This window comes from Desulfomonile tiedjei DSM 6799 (assembly GCF_000266945.1).
GTDB classification, from domain to species: Bacteria; Desulfobacterota; Desulfomonilia; order Desulfomonilales; family Desulfomonilaceae; genus Desulfomonile; species Desulfomonile tiedjei.
In genome coordinates this window covers 388,912-412,421 of sequence record NC_018025.1, presented here as the reverse complement: position 1 = coordinate 412,421, position 23,510 = coordinate 388,912, and the positions used below count along the sequence as shown (strand labels likewise).

At 49.8% G+C, this 23,510-nt stretch carries 19 protein-coding genes; 11 read left to right on the top strand and 8 right to left on the bottom strand.

What is annotated here, in order from left to right; translation table 11 throughout:
- Positions 1–341 precede the first annotated feature (341 nt).
- Genes hoxE through DESTI_RS01720 form a run of 5 tightly spaced genes read left to right on the top strand, consistent with a single transcriptional unit; the run spans position 342 to position 5,301 of the window.
- Complete coding sequence (gene hoxE / locus DESTI_RS01740) at positions 342–854, top strand: bidirectional hydrogenase complex protein HoxE (RefSeq protein ID WP_014808242.1); 513 nt, start codon at positions 342–344, stop codon at positions 852–854.
- Positions 838–2,493, top strand: a complete 1,656-nt coding sequence (locus DESTI_RS01735; RefSeq protein ID WP_014808241.1) for a NuoF family protein — start codon at positions 838–840, stop codon at positions 2,491–2,493. Before hoxE ends, DESTI_RS01735 begins: the two co-directional genes overlap by 17 nt.
- On the top strand, positions 2,490–3,254 hold the full coding sequence (hoxU, locus tag DESTI_RS01730; protein ID WP_014808240.1) for a bidirectional hydrogenase complex protein HoxU: 765 nt from the start codon (positions 2,490–2,492) through the stop codon (positions 3,252–3,254). The genes DESTI_RS01735 and hoxU overlap by 4 nt, the downstream gene beginning before the upstream one ends.
- Positions 3,251–3,862, top strand: coding sequence for an NADH-quinone oxidoreductase subunit B family protein (locus DESTI_RS01725; RefSeq protein WP_014808239.1), 612 nt, complete (start codon positions 3,251–3,253; stop codon positions 3,860–3,862). Before hoxU ends, DESTI_RS01725 begins: the two co-directional genes overlap by 4 nt.
- A 20-nt stretch (positions 3,863–3,882) precedes the next feature.
- Positions 3,883–5,301 (top strand): Ni/Fe hydrogenase subunit alpha, encoded by a 1,419-nt coding sequence (locus DESTI_RS01720; RefSeq protein ID WP_014808238.1) that lies wholly within the window; start codon positions 3,883–3,885, stop codon positions 5,299–5,301.
- A 1,018-nt stretch (positions 5,302–6,319) separates the two neighbouring features.
- Here the strand turns inward: DESTI_RS01720 and DESTI_RS28270 are convergent.
- The 8 genes from DESTI_RS28270 to DESTI_RS01675 form a co-directional block, all read right to left on the bottom strand.
- On the bottom strand, positions 6,320–7,249 hold the full coding sequence (locus tag DESTI_RS28270; RefSeq protein WP_014808237.1) for a M23 family metallopeptidase: 930 nt from the start codon (positions 7,247–7,249) through the stop codon (positions 6,320–6,322).
- Between the two features lie 263 nt (positions 7,250–7,512).
- A complete protein-coding gene (locus tag DESTI_RS01710; RefSeq protein ID WP_041285882.1) occupies positions 7,513–7,959 on the bottom strand; it encodes a hypothetical protein in 447 nt (148 codons plus the stop codon).
- A gap of 724 nt (positions 7,960–8,683) precedes the next feature.
- Positions 8,684–10,297, bottom strand: coding sequence for a (Fe-S)-binding protein (locus DESTI_RS01700; protein WP_014808236.1), 1,614 nt, complete (start codon positions 10,295–10,297; stop codon positions 8,684–8,686).
- Positions 10,298–10,313: 16 nt separating this feature from the next.
- Positions 10,314–11,237, bottom strand: a complete 924-nt coding sequence (locus DESTI_RS01695; RefSeq protein WP_014808235.1) for a respiratory nitrate reductase subunit gamma — start codon at positions 11,235–11,237, stop codon at positions 10,314–10,316.
- Positions 11,238–11,735: 498 nt separating this feature from the next.
- Complete coding sequence (locus tag DESTI_RS01690) at positions 11,736–12,959, bottom strand: AAA family ATPase (RefSeq protein ID WP_014808234.1); 1,224 nt, start codon at positions 12,957–12,959, stop codon at positions 11,736–11,738.
- Positions 12,960–13,212: 253 nt separating this feature from the next.
- Positions 13,213–14,220: a ketol-acid reductoisomerase gene (ilvC, locus tag DESTI_RS01685; RefSeq protein WP_014808233.1), complete on the bottom strand. Its 1,008-nt coding sequence runs from the start codon at positions 14,218–14,220 to the stop codon at positions 13,213–13,215.
- A 144-nt stretch (positions 14,221–14,364) separates the two neighbouring features.
- Positions 14,365–15,351 carry a serine O-acetyltransferase EpsC gene (epsC, locus tag DESTI_RS01680; protein WP_014808232.1) on the bottom strand — a complete coding sequence of 329 codons (987 nt, stop codon included), beginning with the start codon at positions 15,349–15,351 and terminating at the stop codon, positions 14,365–14,367.
- Positions 15,352–15,558: 207 nt separating this feature from the next.
- Positions 15,559–15,927, bottom strand: a complete 369-nt coding sequence (locus tag DESTI_RS01675; RefSeq protein ID WP_014808231.1) for a transcriptional regulator — start codon at positions 15,925–15,927, stop codon at positions 15,559–15,561.
- Positions 15,928–16,100: 173 nt separating this feature from the next.
- Here DESTI_RS01675 and DESTI_RS01670 point away from each other — a divergent pair, with 173 nt between their 5' ends.
- The 6 genes from DESTI_RS01670 to DESTI_RS01645 all read left to right on the top strand — a co-directional run bounded on the left by DESTI_RS01670 (position 16,101) and on the right by DESTI_RS01645 (position 23,412).
- Positions 16,101–16,568: a single-stranded DNA-binding protein gene (locus tag DESTI_RS01670; protein WP_014808230.1), complete on the top strand. Its 468-nt coding sequence runs from the start codon at positions 16,101–16,103 to the stop codon at positions 16,566–16,568.
- Between the two features lie 58 nt (positions 16,569–16,626).
- Positions 16,627–17,061, top strand: a complete 435-nt coding sequence (locus DESTI_RS01665; RefSeq protein WP_014808229.1) for a MarR family winged helix-turn-helix transcriptional regulator — start codon at positions 16,627–16,629, stop codon at positions 17,059–17,061.
- A 610-nt stretch (positions 17,062–17,671) separates the two neighbouring features.
- Positions 17,672–18,901 carry an efflux RND transporter periplasmic adaptor subunit gene (locus tag DESTI_RS01660; protein WP_014808227.1) on the top strand — a complete coding sequence of 410 codons (1,230 nt, stop codon included), beginning with the start codon at positions 17,672–17,674 and terminating at the stop codon, positions 18,899–18,901.
- A 15-nt stretch (positions 18,902–18,916) separates the two neighbouring features.
- A complete protein-coding gene (locus DESTI_RS01655) occupies positions 18,917–22,072 on the top strand; it encodes an efflux RND transporter permease subunit (RefSeq protein WP_014808226.1) in 3,156 nt (1,051 codons plus the stop codon).
- Positions 22,073–22,223: 151 nt separating this feature from the next.
- Entirely contained in the window at positions 22,224–22,625 is a 402-nt protein-coding gene (locus tag DESTI_RS01650) for a hypothetical protein (protein ID WP_014808225.1), read from the top strand.
- A gap of 394 nt (positions 22,626–23,019) precedes the next feature.
- The gene (locus tag DESTI_RS01645; RefSeq protein WP_014808224.1) at positions 23,020–23,412 is read left to right on the top strand and encodes a response regulator; all 393 of its coding nucleotides are present in this window, start codon (positions 23,020–23,022) and stop codon (positions 23,410–23,412) included.
- The last annotated feature ends 98 nt before the right edge of the window (positions 23,413–23,510 follow it).

Below are 23,510 nucleotides of genomic sequence, written 5' to 3'. Positions count from 1 at the left end.
ATGCTTCTTCCCTCATCGCCCCCATATGTTCCGCCATTCTTGGAAAATGACGCATCTGATGCCGATAAATACGGCATGTCAGCAGATCGAACACCTCCTGTCGGTCCTGAATCGGGAATTCGCAGACCGCTAACCGAAACTAGTTAATAATCAAATATTTACAATGGGGTTTGGAATCCGCCGGGTGGCATAGGAATTGCTCTATTTTTTGGCGGGATGCATGCGCACAAGTGCGGACCTGCGACCCTCAGGTTCCATCTTTTTTTGTCGTAACGTTTCTTCGAAGAAGACGAAAGAAAGCCCAAAATCGTCCGTGTCAACCTCAGAAACAGGAGGCCGCAATGGAGGCCAAACAGGGAGCAAAAACAAAAGAGGCTCAGGACAGCAGATGGCGATTCGTAAACAGGACAATGCGTGTTCACGGACACGCTCCTCATGCGCTTATTGAGACGCTCCACGCAGTTCAGGAGCATTTCGGATTCCTCGATCTCGAAGCTCTGAAGTACGTGGCAGGTGCGCTCCATGTACCCCTCAGTCAAGTGTATGGAGTCGCAACGTTCTACCATTATTTTACTATGAAACCGCCCGGCGAACATACCTGCGTGGTTTGTAAGGGGACGGCATGTTATATCGGCGGCGCTGCTGCCATACTCAACAGCATCGGAGATGAGTACGGTATAGCACCTGGAGAGACTACCCCTGACGGAAAAATATCGCTCGTCACCGCAAGATGTCTCGGATCGTGCGGTCTCGCGCCTGCGGTGGTGTTCGATGGTGAAGTGAAAGGCCGTATGGCCTCTCATGAAGTACTGGACAGGATTCGGAGGTGGACGAACCATGACACTGACGTTTGAAGACCTCCAACAAATCGCAAAAATTGAAAGGGATATGCAGGAGGGGATAAGGCACAAGATAAACGTGTGCGTCGCTGCCGGATGTCTCTCCTGCCAATCCGGTCTGGTCAAGGATAGTCTCGAAAAAGAAGTGAACAGGAGGGGTCTGGAAAACTGGATCAAGGTAAAGGGAGTGGGATGCCTCGGATTATGCGCAGCAGGTCCGCTCATCTATCTGGAGCCTGATGGGGTCTATTACCAGGCAGTTTCCGTATCTGACGTATCGGACATTCTGGATTCACTGGGAGGTTCACCGGTCAGTCGTCTTGCCCTATCCGATCAACTTCCCTTTTTCAAGCGACAGCGGAAGATTGTCCTGGAAAACTGCGGAAAAGTAGACCCTGAAAGCATCGAAGACTACATTGCTGAAGGGGGATATGAAGCGCTTTATACCGCTTTGAGAGCAATGACCCCTTCGGAAGTTATTCAGGAGATAACCACCAGCGGATTGCGCGGTCGTGGTGGTGCAGGCTTCCCCACAGGACTGAAGTGGACAGCCGTTTCAAAAGCAATGAACCGGACGAAATTCATCGTGTGCAACGCTGATGAAGGCGATCCGGGAGCGTTCATGGATCGAAGCGTTCTTGAAAGCGATCCTCACCGTGTGATTGAAGGCATGGCAATTGCCGCCAGCGCTGTCGGAGCGAGTCATGGCTTTATCTATGTACGAGCCGAGTACCCGCTTGCAGTCAAGAGATTGCGCACAGCCATAGCCCAGGCGGAAAGACTCGGTGTCATCGGAAAGAACATCTTTAACACGACTTTCGAATTTGACATCAAAATCAGGCTGGGGGCAGGAGCATTCGTGTGTGGAGAAGAAACTGCACTCATAAGCTCCATCGAAGGCCGGCGAGGGACACCTCGTCCGCGACCTCCCTTCCCCGCGGAAATGGGTTTATGGGGTTATCCTACACTCATTAACAACGTCGAAACATTTGCAAACATTCCTCCAATCGTTCGAAACGGAGGACAGTGGTTTTCCGATATCGGTACGGAAAAGAGCAAAGGAACAAAGGTTTTCGCTTTGGCCGGGAGGGTCAATAATACCGGTCTGATCGAAATACCTATGGGAACTCCTCTGCGAGACATTGTATTTGAAATCGGCGGTGGCATCCCTGAAAACCGGCGATTCAAAGCAGTTCAGACAGGTGGACCATCCGGAGGCTGTATTCCGGAACAATTCCTCGACATGCCAGTCGATTATGAGTCCTTAGCTCAAGCAGGTTCAATCATGGGTTCCGGCGGCCTCATCATTATGGACGAGACCTCCTGCATGGTAGACGTCGCCAAATTCTTCATGGAATTCTGTATGAGTGAATCATGTGGCAAGTGTATCCCTTGCAGGGTCGGCACCACTCAAATCCATAACCTTCTGACCAAAATCTCAAGCGGTGCAGGCTGCGCAGCCGATATCCCGGCATTAGAAGAACTTGCCGATCTTGTTAAGAGTACCAGTTTGTGCGGACTGGGCCAAACCGCCCCCAACCCGGTCATGAGCACGCTGCGTTACTTCCGGGATGAGTATACGGCGCATATTCACGACAAGATATGCCCGGCTGGAGCTTGCCATATCGCGGATATCAAGGAGGCGGCAAGATGACGGAGAAACCTTTTTTGCCTGGTAAGACCTCGCGCACGGACGTGAACCCCACGCGCTTGTTGATGCTCAAGATCGATGACAAAGACGTAACGGCTCGTGAGGATGAAACCATATTGTCCGTCGCCCGGCAGAATGGAATCAATATTCCAACATTGTGTCACCTGGACGGCCTTACCGAACGCGGCGCATGCAGACTCTGTATAGTGGAAGTAAAGGGCTCTCCCAGGTTGATGCCGTCCTGTGTCACTCTCGTGAGACAGGATATGGAAATCGTAACAAACTCCGATCGAGTGGTTTCGTATCGCAGAAAAATTCTTGAACTTCTGTTCACCGAGCGAAACCATGTGTGTTCCGTATGTGTTTCCAACGGCCATTGCGAGCTTCAAAACCTTTCAGTGGAATTAGGGATGACTCACGTCCACTTTAACTATCTTTATCCTCGACACAACATTGACGCTACTCACGAACGTTTCTCCGTCGACCATAATCGATGTGTACTGTGTGCACGCTGCATTCGCGTCTGCGATGAGGTCGAAGGCGCTCATGCCTGGGATTTGACGGGACGCGGAATCACCGCACGAGTAATCACCGATCTCAACCAGCCCTGGGGTGAATCGGAAACGTGCACTGGTTGCGGAAAATGCATACAGGTGTGCCCCACGGGGGCTTTGTCGGAAAAGGGCAAGTCCGTTGCGGAAATGATTAAACGAAGACAGTTCCTGCCCTATCTGCAACTCATGCGGAAGGAGGGACAGAAATGACAGAAATCAAGCCCAACGGTCATTTCACAAACGGCCACAATGGTAGGCCTCAGGAAACAGCCGCGACCAATGAATCGGGCAAAGTAAGGGTAGCCACCGTGTGGCTGGACGGATGCTCCGGATGTCACATGTCTTTTCTGGACATCGATCAACAGATTGTAGCGATTGCGGAACTGGTGGATATCGTCTACAGCCCCATCGTTGACGCCAAGAAGTTTCCTGGAGCGGTAGACCTCACTCTGATTGAAGGAGCAGTGAGTAGTGATGAGGATGAGGAAAAAGTCCATGCAATCAGACTCGCCACAAAGCTGCTCGTTTCCTTCGGAGATTGTGCAGTGACCGCCAATGTCCCTGCGATGCGCAATCAGTACAAGGTTGAAGAAGTGTTCAAACGTGCTTACTTGGAAAATGCCACATTGAATCCGCAGATTCCACATGTCGGGCTGCCGCGACTCTTGAAAAAAGCACGGCCGGTACACGAAATCGTGAACGTTGATTTGTTCTTACCCGGATGTCCACCTCCGACTGATGCAATCCATTTCGTGTTAGGTGAACTCCTGGAAGGACGGGTCCCTAATTTAAAAGGAAAAACCCGGTTCGGAGCATAACCTGAACGGGAGGCATGCCGATGGAGCATAAAGTCGTAATCGAGCCGATAACCAGAATCGAAGGCCATGGCAGTATATCGATTTTCTTGGACGATAAGGGGAATGTTGCAGATGCCTCTTTTCAGGTAACTCAGTTCCGCGGATTTGAAAAATTCTGCGAAGGCCGGCCATTTTACGAAATGCCGTCTCTGGTGGAAAGAATCTGCGGGATCTGTCCTATCAGTCATTCCCTGGCTTCGGCAAAAGCATGCGATGCAATCCTGGGGGTTCGCATTTCCCGGACTGCCGACATGCTCAGACGTCTCTTGAACTGTGGCGAATACATCCAGTCGCATGCATTGAGTTTCTTTCATCTTTCGTCGCCTGACTTCTTGCTGGGAATGGATGCCCCGTCGACTCAGAGGAATATTCTCGGGATAGCGGAGAAGTATCCACAGGTGGCTCTGGATGGCATTCGACTCAGGCAAATCGGCCAGCAGATTATTCAGTTAATTTCAGGAAAACGGATTCACCCGGCGTGGGTAGTCCCCGGAGGGGTGAACGAAGCCTTATCGGAAGAAAATCGTGATAGCATGCTTGCCATGCTGCCGGAAGCGTATGAAATCCTGGATCGGACCTTGGTCTGGTTCAAAAACCTGCTGGAAAAATGTCAGGAAGAGATCAGAACTTTCGCCAATTTTCCCAGTAGCTTCCTGGGGCTCGTCAATGACCAGGGAAACCTTGAACATGTAGACGGTAGGCTTCGGTTTATCGATTCTAAAGGAAAATTCCTCGTGGATTCTGTGGATCCCTCGCTCTATATGGATTACATCGGCGAGGCCGTAGAACCCAATTCTTACCTCAAATCACCCTACTACAAGGCGCTCGGGTATCCCGATGGAATCTACAAAGTGGGACCCGCTGCCCGATTGAATGTGTGTACCGGATGCGGAACACCTCGTGCCGACCAGGAATGGGCCGAGTTTATAAGACTCGACCGCGGACCTGTGATGAGTGCGTTTCACAATCATTTGGCTCGGCTGGTAGAAATCCTCTATTCCATAGAGACCGCCGAGAAAATACTCAAGGATCCCGATATCCTGAGTCACCACATACGAGCCTTCGCTCAGCCGAACCATTTCTTCGGCGTGGGAGTTGTTGAAGCACCGCGAGGAACGCTGATTCACCACTATAAAGTGGATGAGCAAGGACTCATAACCTGGGTGAATCTTATTGTGGCAACCGGCCACAATAACCTGGCAATGAACCGAGGCGTGTTGCAGGTCGCCAAACGATTTGTAAACGGCGAGAAAATTTCCGATGGTGCGCTCAATCGTGTGGAAGCCGTCATTCGAGCTTTCGATCCATGCTTGAGCTGCTCGACACATGCAATCGGGCGCATGCCCTTGAAAATTCGATTACTAAACCATGAGGGAGCTGTACTGGACGAAGTGCAGTGAAGACGAAGTGCAGACAACCCGCTCGGCTCGGTGGAGTACTGAGCGGCTTCCAGAGGTAATCTCCACACACGGGTAACACGATGTAAAGGTACCGAGTCTCCGGTTTATTTCCGGGACTCGGTTTTCCGCATCTTGGCTCTCTTGCGGCCCTTTTGGTCAGGCCGAATTCTTTGGATAGAATATTCCGACGCGTGCCCGTCATTTACAGGAAGGGCAAGCACGAGACCTACCTCTACAGCGGCTGCAAATGCGATAGTCACACATCTAGTCGACAAGCCAATGCTTTCAATGACGGAACTGAACTAACGACACAATCGATCTGTAAGAAAGGTTTCCCAACCCTCCAAAGACTTTTATGGCAAATGTCCGATTGCGAAAAGCGCTTCTCGAAAATCGGTGGGTGCCGTGCCTCCGTGCCGGCACATTCTTTATGACAAATCGGCCAGTTTGACCGGGCAGAGACGCCGCCCTACCGTTTCCATCGTATGTGCATGACTGCGAAATGGTATCGGAGGGGTCATTTCAAGAGAACAGGGCAGCGGCAAAAAAAAAAGCCGCGCGTTGCGCAGGCTTTGGGAAATCGCACCGTTTCTTCCTTGTAACTTCCTATTAGACCTCCTTTTTTTTCCCGGGGAAGAAATCCCCGGGCGGTTTCAATATCGTATGGTTTAACATCTATTCTTCATGTGTGCAGTGAGGCTGGATTTGGGCTTTTCAAGGGTTTTGCTTAAGAGAACGCTACTGGACATCTTCCCGCCTCTCTGCTGCGGAAAACCTTTGCCATTCTATACTGGCAATTGATGTGCCAGTTCTTCAGAAGCGCGTCCAGACAGAAAACCGGGTTTTGAGAATAACGCGGATGAGGGTGAATTTGGGTCGTAAGCCCTATCCCCCTGTCGAAGATTTTTACAACATGTAAAGAAAATCGACACCTGTTCATTCTACGGAAAACTGGTAAACAGGCTTTGGTAGAGTCAAAAATTAGGGCAACAGATCCACTGTTTTGTGAATGGCAGGTTTATCGACTGGCGGTCAACAGATCGGGAATCTCCCATCCTGCTCGAACCGGACCCATGGGGGCTTCCATGAACCGTTTGGCCATGAGGGTTCCGGACAACTCTTTGGGAGAAAAGTATGCGAGGGGGTTGTACATTCTATTGGCAACACGAACTTCCAAATGGAGATGAGGCCCTGTCGATCTGCCCGTGTTTCCGACAGAAGCGATTTTTTGGCCTTTCTTCACTGCCTGGTTCTTTTTCACGAAAATCTGACTCAGATGAGCATAGTACGTGTATGCGCCTTTTCCATGATCGACGAGCACCGTATTCCCGTATCGGCGAAACTTCTTCCTGGTTCCCACAAAAATGACTCGTCCGTCCGCACAGGCAAGCACGGGTTTGCCTATCGGAGCCGCGATATCCAATCCTTTGTGCAATCTTCCCCATCGATATCCGAATGGCGAAGTGAGAACACCTCCAGGCACCGGAAACCCGAGGTCAGGAACAAGCGGATCTTTCTTCCCAATCATAGCTCGTGCCACAGTGGATTTCGCAGAATGTTCGGTGAGTGAGATGATGGCTTTGCCATTGTTAGAGGTGCTGTTCTTTTCCTCGGCAAGGAGAGCTTGGGCAGGCAGAAAAAGCGTCTCCCCTTCCTCAAGCTTGTAAGGGGGGAGTAGCCGGTTGATTCGAGCAACTTTCTCCAGGTTCAACCCGTAAACACTACAGATGTGCTGAAGGCTCTCTTTCGGTCCGACTATATGAAACGCGCCGTCTTGCTCAGGCGGAATTACGGGAAAATTGTGTTCCGCAATGACCAGCCTGGATTCAGTTTGGGGCTCAAGTTTCGATTCTACATTCGCACATTTTTTTGTCATCCCGATCGGAGCCGAACAGGACACAATGAGCGGCAGTAGAAGGAAAGAGATCCATGTGAATCTGAGATCCATACCAACTCCAGGTCATAACAGCTACGGATTGCACAGCGTGAATATATCAAAGTTCTATCTAAAAATCAATTATTTTCAATTACTATCTTGAATTTCTCGAAACTTTATTAAATATGGTATTTTGGTCGATGCCTGAGCCACAGAGGCAAACAAGGTGAAATTACATTCTATTCTGAGCCTCTGTGACTCCGGCATTTTTACTCCTGTGAAGTGAGCTTTCAGCATCTTCATGCAAGGACCCACTTCTTCAGGAGATATTTACATTACTGCGCGGCAGGAGCAGCAGGGGCGGGGGCGACAGCCGCGGGCTGAGGAGTTTCAGCCTGTTTCTGCGCGGCAGACTGTTTTGCCACCAGACTGCTGATCTGCTGCTTAACTGTGCTCAGCTCTTCGTCATATTGGTTGATCTGGCGAGAAAGATTGGATTGCGCGCTCTTTTTGATGTCCTGCATCTGCGATTCGAATTTGGCGATGTGAGCATCGAGTTGCACTCTCTGCTTCATCAAGCTATCCACTGAAGCGGTGATCGCCTTTACCTGCTGATCGACTTGAGCTTCCGCCTGCTGCTTCGCAAGGTTGATCTGAGCCTGAATGCGCTCGGCTTTCTGCTCCAACGCCGTAACCTGAGACGACAAATCCTGGGCAAAAGCAGTCGCGCAAAGTGCAGCGATAAAGATCGAAAGCATCATCAACATTGAGATTTTCTTCATAGTTTCACTCCCTTTCCAAGTGTTCGAGACCTGAGGGCCTCTCATATTGAAAGGGAGTCATATCACAGAATCGTACAATTGCAAGCAAAAAATGTAAAATGAATTCCAGATGTTCATTCTAAACATTAATCTAATACTTGATTATATGTAGTTAGCTGGCCAGAAAACTGCTCGAAGAATCAGCCTCCTACGAATTCGCTTCCCACAAAATAAAATACCGGATTGAAATTTCTTTTCCGCATTGACCTGGTTCCCAGGTCAATGGCACCCGTTTGATTTTGACGTTTCTGTGTCCTGGGTGCCACTGACCTGCGAAACGCAGGTCAGTGCTCCTTCATTTCAATGTTACACGCCTGAAAGCGAAATCCTATGAAAGACCATATGCTGCATCAGGTCTTTTATTGTTTGTTGTGGCGTTTTGCGCCATGGGAGTTGGTATCAGTCAATCTCGGGCAGGAATGTCAGAATCTTTATCCGATTGCGGAAAGCGCTTCTTGAAAAATTGGTGGGTGCCGTGTCTCCGTGCCGGCACATTTTCATCAAATCGACTAGTTGTATTTTTCCCGTGGAGAGATGGAGAAAGGACAGAACGGAAAATAGGGTGTCGAAAACACCCTATTCGGAAACGACTATTGTAATTGGAGAGATGAGAAGAATTACTCAGCTCAAAACAGGTCCGGGGAAATCTTAAAGACATTCCCTGAACCTGCACGAGAGAAGCACGTCACATGTCGTCATCTTCATCATCAGGCCATTCGAGGAACGGCTTTTCCTGATCCACCATGGCGTTGACCATCAGTTCGACAAGACCTGTGTACCAGATACCTGTCTTCTCGAAGACCTCATATCCTTCAAGAAGATCACGAGTCTGCCCTTTGCAGTTAGAGCACGGGGCACAAATCATTTTCCGAATTGAGGGATCCATTTCACCCTGGAATGCGTTCAGATATTGCTGCAGTTTCTTTCTTCCGGAAACCAGCCGTCGCCAATCGGGAAAATTGCCGCTCTGCATGATGGCGAATCCCGATCCGCCGCCACAGCAGTAGTTTTGGACGCCATGCGGAGTCATTTCCCGGAATCGCCCTGGAGGAAAGATTGCATTCAGGACATTTCTCTGGGGTTGGACGATTCCCATGAGGCGCACCACGTTACACGGATCGTGAAGGGTCACGGGAAAGTCGTTCTTTGACGGGTCAAACTTTATCTTTCCACTCTTCACGATGTCCCAGAGCAGTGTATAGGAGCTTTCCCTGGGGATCATCTGCTCACCCGGAAGCAACCGGTCAGCGATGACTGACAATGCTTTGTGAGCATGGCCGCACTCGCCGATGACGATCTTCTTCACGCCGAGGTCCCGAGCAACTTCCAGATGCTTAAGCGCAACGCGGGCAAACTGGACATCGTCATACCAGAGCCCGTAATTGACAGCATCATACCCCACGAGTTCCGTGGATAGTGTGTAGTTGATACCTGCCGCGTCAAAGAGGATAGCGAATGACATGGGGTTCTCAGGCCATGCCATGAATTCGCCGGCATTGTGAACGAGCAGGATGTCAGCGCCTTTCTTGTTGATGGGAATCTTGATCTGTTTACCGGTTTTTTCTTCGATATCGTCTTCAAGATACTCGATTATATCTTCCACGGCAGCCTTGATCATACCGGTGCTGGAACCGAATCTCAGGTGTTTGACCGAGCCTTTGGCATGTATCTCTTCAGGAGCAATTCCCATTTCCATGCTGAAGATTTTACGCAGTTCATGGGTAATCAGTCCATTGTCCACGCCGATTGGACATACCTGAGTACAGCGCCTGCACAGGGTACATCGATACGCCAACTCTGCCAGTCTTGCCACCAAATCCCAATTCAACTCGATATCGTGGCCTCGGAATCCGGCAAGTAACTTTCCGCCGGGAGAAATATACTTCTTGGCGATCTTTCTCAGCACGTCGGCTCGAAATGTCGGTCTATAGATATCCTTGCGACCGCTCGCTTCGTACACCGGGCATGCATCGGCACACGTCTGGCATTTTGCACAGTACTCCAGTGAAAGAGTAAGAGGCTGGAGAAAAGTCCAGTTGTTCTCTTTTGAGAGCAATTTCTTGAAACCTTCCAGGAAGGACCGGACCAGCTTCTCTTCTTCTTCAGGGGATTGGGGTTTGGGCAAGTTGAGCGCGCTCACGCCGTCAAGCGAGTGCTCCCATCTTGTTTTCTGGTCGGGAGTCAACTGTGTGAAGGTTTCTTCGTCATATTTATCGTATGGAGGAGGAAGAGGAGTAAGATCTTCAACTTTAAGCTCGACCATCTGCTCGGCTTTTTTGGATATATCTTCGGGTTTCATTCGCGTATTCCTCCGCTTATTTCTGTTCGCCAGCGAAAGGATTCGATGTGGCCACATCGGCCCACGTCTTCTTCCCGCCTTCCGCCTGAATATGAGGAGCAGACCAGGTAACCGGATAACCGAGATATTCCTTGATCTTGGCATCCATTCCCGGGTCGCCCACATTGGGACTGTCGTCCCATTTCACTTTATCCCACATGAAGTACTTTGAAACCATGTGGGTCATGTGGGTGAACGGAAAGTAAGCCCAGAATCCGATAAACAGCAGCAGATTAATGACGTGCATCCCGCTGAGCGTCGGAGCTGGTTTGGAGCTGATCAGGCTCACGAAAAACTGTCTTGATGCATCGAAACCTGGGTCTTTGAGCCATACCAGAAAGCCGGTTACAAAAATGGCTGCCAGCCAAGCCAAGTTCATGTAATCGATTCCAGCAGAGAACTCGTTCAGCATGGGATCTGTCATTCTCTTGATAATGAGGCCCACTGCTCCGATGGCTCCGAGGATAAATCCGATAACGGCGAGCACCTGAGTCAATGCCTGAACCAGAGATGCCAGCGCCGACGTCGAGGGGGGCAGACCGAGTGCTTCCAGGACACCGCCGATAGCGAGGAAAACGAGACCGCCTATGGACAGGTAAAGTCCGAAATGAAAGGGGAAAGACCAATACCACAGTGGCCTGTTGTCCTCATAGAGTGCTTTGATGAAGAGGATTTCCGGTACCATAAACTTGTATTGCGCCATATGGTCTTTGTGTCTTGTTTTTTTCCAGAAATCGACATCTTCGTAGAATGATCCGCCATAGGGTTTTCCCTCGTGCGGCACTGGATAGAGCTCCCACCTAACATGCATGGGCATAGTGAAGTATTTGATAAGCTTGACAGCGAATGCCACCACAAATACTGCACCGCTCAAGTAGGTCAAAAGCTTCAGGACCTCCATTTTCTTGCTGCTCCTTCCGGGGTTTATATGACGACGAACTCGTCTTGCGATGGGAAAAACCGAAGAACTTTTTCTACCATGTTCTCGTATTTTTTTCCAGTAGTTTGACTTGACACTTTCACCATGCTTTGACCGAACTATCAGGATTCCTATTTACTTACCGGGAGTTTCCAGAAACGAACACCAGGATTGGGGGCACTCGATGCTCGCATCTCGTCTGTCAATCAAATTCAGGCGCGAATTTTCGCTTCCGAAAAGACGGGATCTCGACAGAGTCAGCGTACAAATCTTCAGGCACACCAGAGCCTGTGGCTCCAGTCGAGAGGGCTTTGTTCGGACCGTCAGGTCTCCAATTCATTATTTCGATCAGGGGCGCGGGTCTTTTCAGAGGAAAACACCCGCAGCGACTTCGTCATCCGGGTTCAAATCAGAGTCTTTTATTTTGTCATAAAGGTTTGATTATTGCAATTTTTTCTTGGGATATTCGACCGTCGGTAGTTAAAATTCCCCCGCCTGTTGTTCATCATTTTCTCGATCCCATGAAGCGTAGTAGGAATCGTCCTCTTCTCCCATTTCTTCTTTCATCTCCGGCAATGGCTCGTCAGCAAAATCGGCTCTGAAGAAATTTGCAACCCAGTCCTGACCCCAGGGGTCTTCCTCGAGGAAATAGCGAAGATCCTTAACACCTTTGAGGTTCCTGAATTCTATCCAGCCGCTCTTCTCGTTCATCAACGTCAATTCTTCCGGGATCTCGTCGGACCAATCAATGAAATACGGTGAATGGGAGCTTAGCAAAACCTGTTTTCCAGGATTCACCGCGTGGAACCGATGCATGAGCCCGTACAGAATACGCAGCCGATTAGGGTTCAAATATGTTTCCGGTTCTTCGATGAAGAAGATGCGGGGCTGATCCGGCAAATTGAAGAGTGTACAGAGTCCGAGAAACACGAGAAATCCATCGGAAAGCTGCGGACCGACAAAATAACCCGACTTGCTTGTCTCTTCCACTCCGATCCCAACCTGATGAGGATCTCCCAGATGCGGAGTGAAGATTCTCCTGATTCCCGGAACACCACGTTTCACTTCTTGGACTGTCCTGTAAAAATTCTCGGGATGATTTCGCTCCAGGAAATGGATGACTGCCGCCAGGTTTTCTCCTGTGTGGTCGAGAAGATATGAGTCCTGTACAGGAGTTGGTTTCTTGATGAGATCCGGGATAAATCTGTAGCGTTTTATTTTGGAAAGGTACTGGGCCACGGACCGAATCCTCTTTTCTGCATCATTCCAGGCATGACCTTTCCTCATTTGGGCCATTTTGGATTCTCTTGCTTTAACGTCCCCGATGGTGAACAGAATTTCTCCTTGGACTTCCTGAAGAGTCTCTTCCTTAATGAGGTATTCGTTTCTGCGAATTTCCGTGAAAATCAACGTGTAAACGTAATTTACGCCCTCGACTTCGAGAGTGATTTCAAAATGAAGATCAAGGTCCTGCGCCGCGGTTTCATTCTTCTCCCTACGGCTGAGCGTCTGACGAAACGTGAAAGGACCCGGTCCGAAGGCGCTGCTGAAGGGACCCGACGAAAGGAAACTCAGCATGAGGAGAAAATTCCCGAGATTTGATTTGCCGCACCCGTTTGCGCCTATGAAAATGTTTAGCGGCCTGACATCAAATTCTGCTTCTCGGAAATTTTTAAAATTTTTAATCCGAATATTCTTGATCATGCGGTGGGATTTCCTTTCTTACTTCTGATTCCCGCGCCCAACGACAGTAACCGCTCCCCCTCCAAAGTACGCATGCAAGCCGCGAATCCGATAGAGCAAAAATACTCCCTTTCGAAGTCACGGCTTGAAATTGACTCCTTCAACTGGCGAGGTTCGACGGCACGACCGGCCTATATTTTTCGAAAGCCCTGTCAAAGAATGACGTCCGGGACCAGCGGTGTCGCGGCTTAAAATGCCGCGATATTTCCGCTGTCTATTTTTCCTCTAATGGCGCTGAAATCCAGCTCATCATGGACCTTAAGCGACTCCCTATTATTTCTACGGGATGCTGTGTTCCTAGTTTTTCCAGCGCCTTGAATTTAGGTCTACCTGCCAAATTCTCAAGAATCCATTCGCGAGCAAATTCTCCCGATCGAATTTCTTGAAGGATTTTTTCCATTTCCGCGCGAGTCCGCTCGTCCACAACACGAGGACCCCGGGTAAGGTCTCCGTATTCGGCCGTGTTACTGATAGAATAGCGCATACGCTCTATTCCGCCCTCGTAGATCAAATCCACGATGAGTTTGAGTTCATGAAGGCACTCGAAATAAGCGATCTCGGGTTGATATCCGGCGTTCACCAATGTCTCGAAACCCGCTTGGACCAAAGCGGTAACGCCTCCACACAGAACTGCCTGCTCTCCAAAAAGATCGGTCTCAGTTTCCTCTGCAAAGGTCGTTTCGATCACCCCGGCACGAGTAGAGCCGAGCGCTCGAGCATATGCCAAAGCTGTGTCCCTGCAGGTTCCCGATGCGTCTCTATGTATGGCCACCAGCGAAGGAACTCCGAATCCGCCTTTGTAGATGCGGCGAACGAGGTGCCCGGGGCCTTTTGGGGCTACCATAAAAATATCGGTGTCTTCAGGCGGTTCAATTTGCCCGAAATGGATATTAAATCCGTGAGCAAAAGCCAAGGACTTTCCCGCTCCCATGGCTGAGTGGATCTTTTCCTTGTAAAGGGCGGCTTGAAGTTCATCAGGGACAAGAATCATGATGACATCGGCGGCCTGGGCTGCCTGATCCACTTCCAGGACCTGAAGTCCGTCCGAGGTGACTTTGTCCCACCGCTTGCTGTTTTTATGTAATCCTACGACAACCTTTATTCCAGAATCGTTCAGATTCAGAGCATGTGCATGCCCCTGGCTGCCATAACCGATAATAGCAACAGTCTTACGTTCCAGGGCCGCTGGGTTAACGTCCCGGTCATAGAATATCTTGGCCAACTCTTTTTCTCCAAAACTTGAATAAATAGGCGCACTAATCATTTTGGCGTGCGATTTTATCAAAAAGGATTAATGCATTCAAGCATTACAGAAGTTGAAACTGTTTTTTTTGAAATTCATGCCATGAAGGCTCCTCCCGGAGTCTCAACCACGTTCGTGATTTTCACCTTTGAAAACGTGTCGCGGGGCTTCGATAAGGACCGTAGTATCCGGAGGCACTGAGGCAGTAAGCCAGACGTTTCCTCCTATGATACAACGAGCCCCTATCACCGTTTGTCCCCCCAATATGGTAGCTTGTGCATATATGGTAACATCATCCTGAATGGTAGGATGCCGTTTTCTACCCCTGAGCTCGTTTCCTCCTTCCGAACCTCTCGGTACGGACAACGCCCCGAGAGTGACCCCCTGGTAAATCCGGACGCGATCTCCTATGTCTGTTGTCTCGCCGATGACCACGCCGGTGCCGTGATCGATAAAGAAATCAGTGCCTATGGTGGCTCCGGGGTGGATATCTATGCCGGTCAGAGAATGTGCATGTTCAGTCATGATTCTCGGCATGAGAGGTATTTTTCTCAAGAAAAGCTCGTGAGCGACACGGTACACAAAGATCGCATATAAACCCGGATAGGAAAAAACGATTTCGTCGAGGCTCTTAGCTGCCGGATCTCCATCGTAATGGGCACGAACATCGTTTGCGAGAGCTCGCCGCAACGCAGGCAATTTTTCACAGAAGATCAGCGCTTCTTCGCGACCTTTGTTCACACATTGGACGCACAGGCTATCGGTCCGGCGGCACTCGTGACGAATGCTCCGGGAAATCTGAGCCGAAAGGAGCTCAAACAGCTCTACCACTTCATGACCGAGATGATATTCGAGAGTGGAATGATTCAGCTCCTGTCTACCAAAATATCCCGGGAATAAGACATCCTGCAGGATATTCAGTATGCGGATGATCTCATCCTTTGACGGAATCAGTGCAGCCCCCACGTTATCCACGGTAGATGCTTCCCTACAGGAATGCACCATTTCCTGGACGACCGTTCGGAGACGCTCTTCCTGAACAGGAATCAAAACATCTTCTTTGTACTCACAGATACTATCCGCCAACAAAGGCTTTATTCCGTCAGACATTGCCCACCTGCAGTCACTTTATTGAGTCAATGCTCGTGCCATATAGATAATCATCTTAAGTCATTCTTGCTCATGGCAACAGAGCTTGACTTGTTTTTTATGCGTTCTTCCGGGACCTGTGGAAGCCACGACATAGATACGGTCTTGTTTTCTCACAAATGTCAACCGCGCACTTTTCTGTTCAGCCTGATATATTGTACAATTTTCTTAACTCTCGTCTTCTTCCCAGATGCTGTCATCTTGCCTTTCAGTTCCGAAAATTGGAGGAGTAATTCCTTCGGATTTACAGACAGGGCACTTGCCGGGAGTGGTAAAACGTGTTCTTTTCTTGAACACAAATCCACAGTCCAAACAAGCAGCAGGTTTGGCGATCAGATTGTGTTCGTTTCCCAAGGACTTCTCCACATGAGGCAAATGTTCGTATACCTCTTTTTCGGATATATGGAGAATGCGTGAAATGTCACGCGCAGTAAACTCACCCGCTTTCAGGAGTTGTGCTATTCTTTTTCGGATAGTCAGGATATCCTCCGGGGCAACTTGGGAAAATTCCGGACTCGCGTCTGCTCGTTGAGACATCGGGTCTCAACGGAAACGTCTTTCGACATATTATAACACATCGGAAGATCGCGTTTTTAGCGATGAATGCCACGCGGGTTCGGCTTCATGCTTGACAATCGGTCCATGTTTCGAACAGGATGTCGTGTTCGGCTTCAAGGCGCGCATGGCGTGCACTTTTTCAGGAGATTGTCATGGCCCAAAAATCTCTCAATAAGGTAATATTACTCGGTCATCTGGGCCGAGATCCGGAACTCAGGTACACCGCGTCCGGGAAAGCTGTCGCAACGTTTACCTTGGCCACGTCTTTCCAATGGAGAGACCAGGACGGTAACGAGCAGGACAAAACTGAATGGCACAGAATTGTTGCATGGGGGCGCTTGGGGGAAATTTGCGGCGAATACCTGAGCAAGGGTAAACAAGTATTCATCGAAGGCCGTATTCAAACCCGGGAATGGGAAGATCAGGACGGAAACAAAAGGACCAGTGTAGAGATCATTGCGAACGATCTCATCATGCTGGGCGGAGGCGGACAAAACCAGAGCCGTCCTGCACAAGAGCAGCCGAGGAGACAAAATACCGGAGGATCCCGGCCGGCTTCTACGGGGAGGCGTTCCGATGACTACTATCCTCCTCCACCGGAAGATGAAATTCCATTCTGAGCTCGTAACCATCTGAACCGAACGATTGTAGACAGACTGTTTTCCTCTGACCTCACGAATGAGAAGGTCTGCGAATAGAGTTGTGGATGTGTATCAAGACTGCATCGTGTTCCTTCTTGCAAAGGCCTATCAAAAAGCCCATGCAAATATAAAGAAGCGCCTCAACGCGTACGGGCTCACGCCTGTCCAAACCCTCGTATTGGAAGCCGTTGTATCGGAAGAGGGGCTGTCGGCCGGGGATCTTGCCGGTAAACTGGTTCTCGACAGTGCGACCCTTTCAGGCGTGCTCGACCGAATGGCCGAAAAAGACTGGATTTCCAAGAAAACCGATCCGGATGACAAACGAGTGCTCCGCATCTATCTAACGGAGAAAGCCAAGAGCTTAAGTGAGGATCTGTTCAGAGAAAGGGAAGAGGCGAACCGGGAAATCCTCAGAGATTTGAGTCTTGAGGAACGATTACTCTTAAAGAGGCTCTTGAGAGACATTCGATAATCTTTTTGCCCGTATTCTGGTGTCTTCCCATAATCCCGCGTTCATCCGTTACCAGATTGAAGAAGTCCTCTCTCCGAATTTACGGACCCCCGCCATTGAAAAATCCGAATCCGACGCTCACTCACAGTCGAGAACAAAAGACTAAACCTGTGGGAATCTAAATGTAATTTCAGACGGACAATCCCAGTTCCTGGAGCTTTTCTTTCTGGTTTGTCAATTAAAACCCGCCACAACCAGTTCAAACATCCTACCGGTCGCAGTAGACAATCGAAGACTACCAGCACTCAACTGGCTATTTGTCTATCGGCAAGCGTAGCATCATGTCTTTTTGGAACGGCAAGATTTGCGGTTTTACTCTTCTGATTGCGAATCCGTATAATAAGCTCAATCTGAAGCATTTTTCTCCTGTGCAGGCAAGCATCTGTGCTATGGTGCGGACGAGTGGTTTTGAGTGATGAAGAATCGCACTTTAGCGGTTAGCAATCATCACTTCTGTTGATTCTGAGTCTTCAGTAACATTGCGAAGACTTCTTTCGGAACGTTTTGTTCCACAGCAAATCATCAAGATTTGATGTTTTTTAGAGCGGAAAAACGCGTGTGTGAGAGCTTCATGAATCCGGTGAAATCTGCGTTGTTCAATTGGGAAACATCTCGTGAGGGAGCTGTACCTCAGATAATCAAGATTCCGATCGTTCTTCTCATCTTTTTGGTTCTCTTTTCTTCCGGCTGTCAAAACGAATCCACCAAGAAGAAAATTAGGCCCCCCGAGGTAACTATCGCTGAACCGGTTCGAAAAGAAGTGACCAAGTATCTGGAATATACCGGCAATATTGCGGCGCTTGAATCGGTGGACATCAGGGCTCGAGTTCCCGGCTTTCTCACGAAAATTTGTTTTGAACCAAGAGCAAAGGTGAAGACCGGGGATTTGCTGTTCGTCATAGACCCCAGACAGTATGAAGCTTCCGTCAAGGAAAGTAAGGCCAAATTGGAGGCGCAAAAGGCCTCATCAAAGCTGAGTCAAACCGAGCTGCAGATCTCTCAGCAATTGGAAAGCAAAGAGGCTATTAGTGCACTGAAACTGGAGAAAAAAACCGCGGAACGAGACGTCACCCGAGCTGACGTGGATTTGGCGGATGCTGCACTGGACAAGGCGAAACTCGACCTGGAGTGGACACAGGTAACTTCTCCCATCAATGGAAGGGTGAGTCGCAATCTGGTCGACGTCGGAAATCTGGTGGGAGCCACGGAAAAAACGCTTCTGACTACCGTTGTAGATGACGACTCAGTGTACGTTTATTTCAATATCAGTGAACGGGACCTCTTGCTGGTGCGCCGCAAGGCAAAGAAGAAACCAGATCCGGTCACACAGTTGCCACCGGACATTCCGGTTTACATCAGTCTGGCCGACGAATCGGATTATCCTCACACGGGAAGAATCGACTTCGCGGATACCACAGTCGATCAGTCTACCGGGACGATTCAAGTCCGGGGCATCTTTCCGAACCCTGACGGGCTGCTGATGGGCGGAATGTTCGTACGGGTCCGTGTTCCTCTGGAAAAACGCGAGGCTTTGCTGGTTCCGGATGTTGCTCTCCAATTCGATCAGGGCGGCAAATATGTATTTACTGTAGACGAACAGCAGGTCGTGCACCAGAAACGGGTTAAGATCGGTGAACGGGTCGATCGTATGCGTGTAATCGAAGAAGGTCTCAAAAATACGGATAACGTGATTGTTGACGGCATTCAAAGGGCACGACCGGGATCGAAGGTCAATCCCGTAAAACCAACTGTCGCCCGGAACCCGCAACCTGAAACTCAGCCGGCATCCAAGAAAGACTAAGAGGGCTGAGAGATCATGGTAAGTCGTTTTTTCATCAACAGACCGGTTCTGGCATCAGTAATCTCTCTGCTCATTATGGCTGCCGGGGGCGTGGCAATTTTCACTTTGCCGATTTCCCAGTTCCCGCCCATTGCTCCACCCATGGTCCAGGTGACCGCTTCCTATCCCGGTGCAGACCCGCAGGTCGTGGCCGACACCGTAGCTGCTCCCATAGAGCAGCAGGTGAACGGCGTGGAGAACATGATCTACATGCAAAGCACAAGTGCCCGGGACGGGTCCTATACGCTGCGTGTCACCTTCGACCTGGGCACCGATGTAGACATGGCAACGGTGCTGGTTCAGAACCGCGTGAACTGGGCAATGTCGTCTTTGCCTCAGGACGTTCAGCGCCAGGGTGTCGTGACGAAGAAGGCATCGACTTCATTCGTCACCGTTCTTTGTCTGTATTCACCGGATGGTTCGTACGACGATCTGTTTCTCACCAACTACGTAACGACCACGATTAAGGATCAGATCAGCAGGCTTAAAGGCGTAGGCGACGTGCAAATGTTTCCTACGAAAGACTACAGCATGCGCGTCTGGCTCGATCCGAATCGGCTCCAATACAACAGTCTCACCACAAATGAGGCGGTGAATGCGCTAAAGAGTCAAAACGTCCAGGTCGCTGCCGGACGTCTCGGTCAGGAGCCGGCTCCCAAAGATCAGGATCTCGATCTTCCCGTAAACACTCTCGGACGCTTGACCGATGTGGGACAATTCTCGGACATAGTCGTAAAAACAGGGCAAGATGGCAGTGTCGTCCGCATAAGAGATCTGGGCACAGTCGACCTTGGAGCCAAAAGTTATGATACTCGTTCCTATTATAACGGAAAGCCCGCGGTAACCCTGATCGTGTACCAGACTCCGGGCTCGAATGCTCTCGAAGTGGCGGACGAAGTCCACAGCCTTATGGATTCTCTGAAAAAGGATTTTCCCAAAGGCGTTGATTACCAGATCGTGTACGAAAGTTCCGCATTCGTGCGGGCATCTATTAGAGAAGTGGTGATTACACTCCTTGAAGCGTTTGTCCTGGTGTTCATCGTGGTGTTCATCTTTCTCCAGGATTGGCGTGCCACTCTGGTTCCCGCAACAACCGTTCCCGTATCTATCGTTGGCACCTTTGCCGTTCTGTATGCATTCGGGTTTTCCATAAATATGCTCACCCTTTTCGGGTTGGTCCTGGCAATCGGCATTGTTGTGGACGACGCTATTGTAGTGGTGGAAAACGTCGATCGAAATATGCGGGAGCATGGGCTTGGAGCAAAAGAAGCCTCCATACGAGCGATGGATGAGATTACCGGCGCAATTATCGGTATCACACTGGTACTCATGGCCGTATTTGTTCCCGCAGCTCTCCTGGGAGGAATCTCAGGTCAGCTTTATCGCCAGTTTTCTCTTACCATAGCTATGACCACCTTGCTGAGCGCCATCAACGCCATGACTTTGAAGCCTGTGCAGTGTTCGTTATGGCTTCGACCTCACACGGGTGAAAAAAACATTTTCTTCAGAAAATTCGATGAGGTTTTCGAAAAGGTAACACATCGCTATACTTCTATTGTCTCCTATCTGGTCCGGCATGTACCTCTCATGATTGTCGTCTGGGCGTGTGCTCTGGGATTGACGTACCTCGCCTTTTCACGGGTGCCCTCGGGATTTCTTCCCAATGAAGATGATGGGCTCATTCTTTTGAACGCTCAATTGCCCGATGGAGCTTCCCTCCAGCGGACCGACACCACCTTGAAGCAGGTTATGGAAATCCTGAAATCAACGGAAGGAATTACGTACTTTTCCGTAACCCCCGGCAACTCTATTCTGGACGGAAACAGCCCGAGTCTGGGCAGCGGATTCGCTGCATTGGCACCATGGGATGAACGACTTAAAAAGGGAAGATCCAAGGACGTTATCGTGGCCGAGCTGGCGGAGAAGTTTTCCCATATCCAGAGCGGCATCGTGTTCCCGTTTTCTTTGCCGCCCATCGTGGGACTGGGACAGAGTGCCGGGTCAGAACTTTGGCTTGAAGACAAATCCGGAGTCGGACTCACAAGACTGGCGGATGCTGCCGCAGAATTCGTGAGAGAAGGGAAAGCGGAAGGAGAGCTATCGGCTGTAAACTCGACGTTTAGAGCGGGAGCACCCTCAGTCTTTGCGGATGTTGACCGAGTGAAGGCACTGAGCCTGAAAGTACCTTTGCAGTCCGTTTTCGATACGCTGCAATCATATCTCGGCTCAACGTACGTTAATGATTTCAATGAATTCGGACGGACCTGGCATGTAACCGTTCAGGCAGAGCCCAGGTTCCGGTCTCAGATGGACGACATAAAGAATCTTCAGGTGAAGAACACTGAAGGGAAGATGGTGCCATTGGGGACTCTGGTCAGCCTGGATTATTCATCGGGCCCCGTTCGTATCGACAGATACAATATGTATCCTGCCATCCGCGTCATTGGTGAAGGCGAACCGGGTGTCAGCTCAGGCCAAGTCATGAAGGTGATGGAGAATCTGGCTGAACAGACATTGCCTCCGGGGGCGGGTGCAGAATGGACCGGAGTAGCGTTCCAGCAGCAGAAGATCGGGAGTCAGGTGTTCCTGGTATTTGCTATGGCTATTGTGGTTGTCATCATGATCCTGGCGGCACAGTACGAGAACTGGATCGATCCCGTTGCGGTGGCGGCAGTGGTTCCATTGGCGGTTTTGGGGGCAGTTGTTGGGCTTACGCTTCGGGGATTGGACAACAGTCTGTATACTCAGGTCGGACTCGTGCTCCTTGTAGGCTTATCTGCCAAGAATGCCATTCTTGTTGTGGAATTCGCACGCGACCAGGAAGCAAAAGGTCTGTCGACCCTCGAGGCGGCGGTGCAAGGAGCAAAGCTGCGTTTTCGCGCAATACTCATGACGTCATTCGCTTTCATTGTCGGCGTATTGCCCCTGGTCACGGCAACAGGAGCCGGAGCCGCCAGCAGACAGGCTGTAGGAACCGCTGTATGCTTCGGCATGCTGGGAGTGACCATGTTGGGCATATTCTTTACTCCGGTTCTCTACGTGGCAGTGCAGCGATTCAAGAAGAAAGGGAAAAGCGGCTCTGCCGATACAGGCATCGATACATACGACACGGGCACTGCCGGGAGAATATAGTCATTGCCAAAATAAATGACCGAAACTCAGCGCAGATGTTAGTCGAAAAATCCCCTCTCCCCCCCTTTAATAAGGGGGGCTGGGGGGATTTAAATCGGACAAAACTTTTGGCAAACACTGTAGCAGAGTAGACCGAGGAGAGGTTCAGGATATGAGAACGTTACGTCCTTTTTTCATTGCAGTCATTATTGCATTGGTGCACATTACGCCACTTGCGGCTCAGGATGCAGCGAGTTCGAAATTCGGGCAATTACCACTGGAAGTGTGTCGTGCCATAACCGTTTATGTAGCTGATATTGAGACAGCGAAAGCCGAATCTGCCAAAACAAAACGAACGCAGCAATACGATCAAGCTCGGGCGAAATTGGAAACAATCCTGAAACAGTACGGTAAAGCGGCTGTCCTACCTGAAGCGCTCAAGTATGCCGACTACACGGAAGAAACCGTGACTCGGAACAGCTCTGATCCTAAATTCGAAGATTTTACGGAAAAGCGAATAAAGACACGAGGTTTGCTCCTGGACATGTGTTCTCAGTACACCCTTACCCGATAGTCGATCTTTTACTGAAAGTAGAACTTAGTAGCCGGATAATGATATTTGACCGGATCCCTTGCGGTCATTAGATTCCTCTGCGAGTACATCCCGCTCTTTAAATGAGTAAATTGATTTTGGAGACGGGAATTCGACCCGGGCCAGGTTCCCGGCGAATGGGGAAGAGTTCTTGAGATGGAGTTCGGGAAACACTTCGTACGGGAAATTTCTTTTTGATTTTCTCTCTTAGGAGTATTGGTGGGTGTCGGCCTCCGTGCCGGCACATCTTCAATATGATCAATGATATCGATAGAATGGACCGGCAGGGACGCCGGTCCCCACTAATGTCTTGTATTGAAGCGTGGGATAAACCTCAGAATTTTTGGCAACCGCTCTAGTCAACACGTGTGTAATTATGAAGCTGAATATATTGCTTATCGATGATTTGAAACCGTTGCTGACTCTGATGGAAAGAGGTCTCAAAAAACTGGGGCAAAATCTGTTCACCGCGGAATCCGGCTTGCAGGGACTGGAAATATTTGAAAACACGCATATAGATGTCATCATTTCCGACATAGAAATGACTGGAATGGATGGGTGGGAAGTGGCGAGACGGATTACTGAATCCTCCGCTCGACGAAGGATACCGAAACCGGTATTCATTCTCTTGACCGGCTGGGGTTCCGAACCCTTGATTGCTGAGAAAGCACTCGCTCACGGTGTTGACAAAATACTCACAAAACCCGTGGAAATTAGAAAATTGTTGGAAATAGTGCAGGAGTTGATCGGAGGGAAACCCTTCTTGTAAGAAGTGTTTCCCCGACCCCCATCCCAAGAACTTCTAGCATTCTGAGTTGTTGTTTTTTCTATAGAAAAAACAACAACTCAGACAAGTGTTAAAAGTTT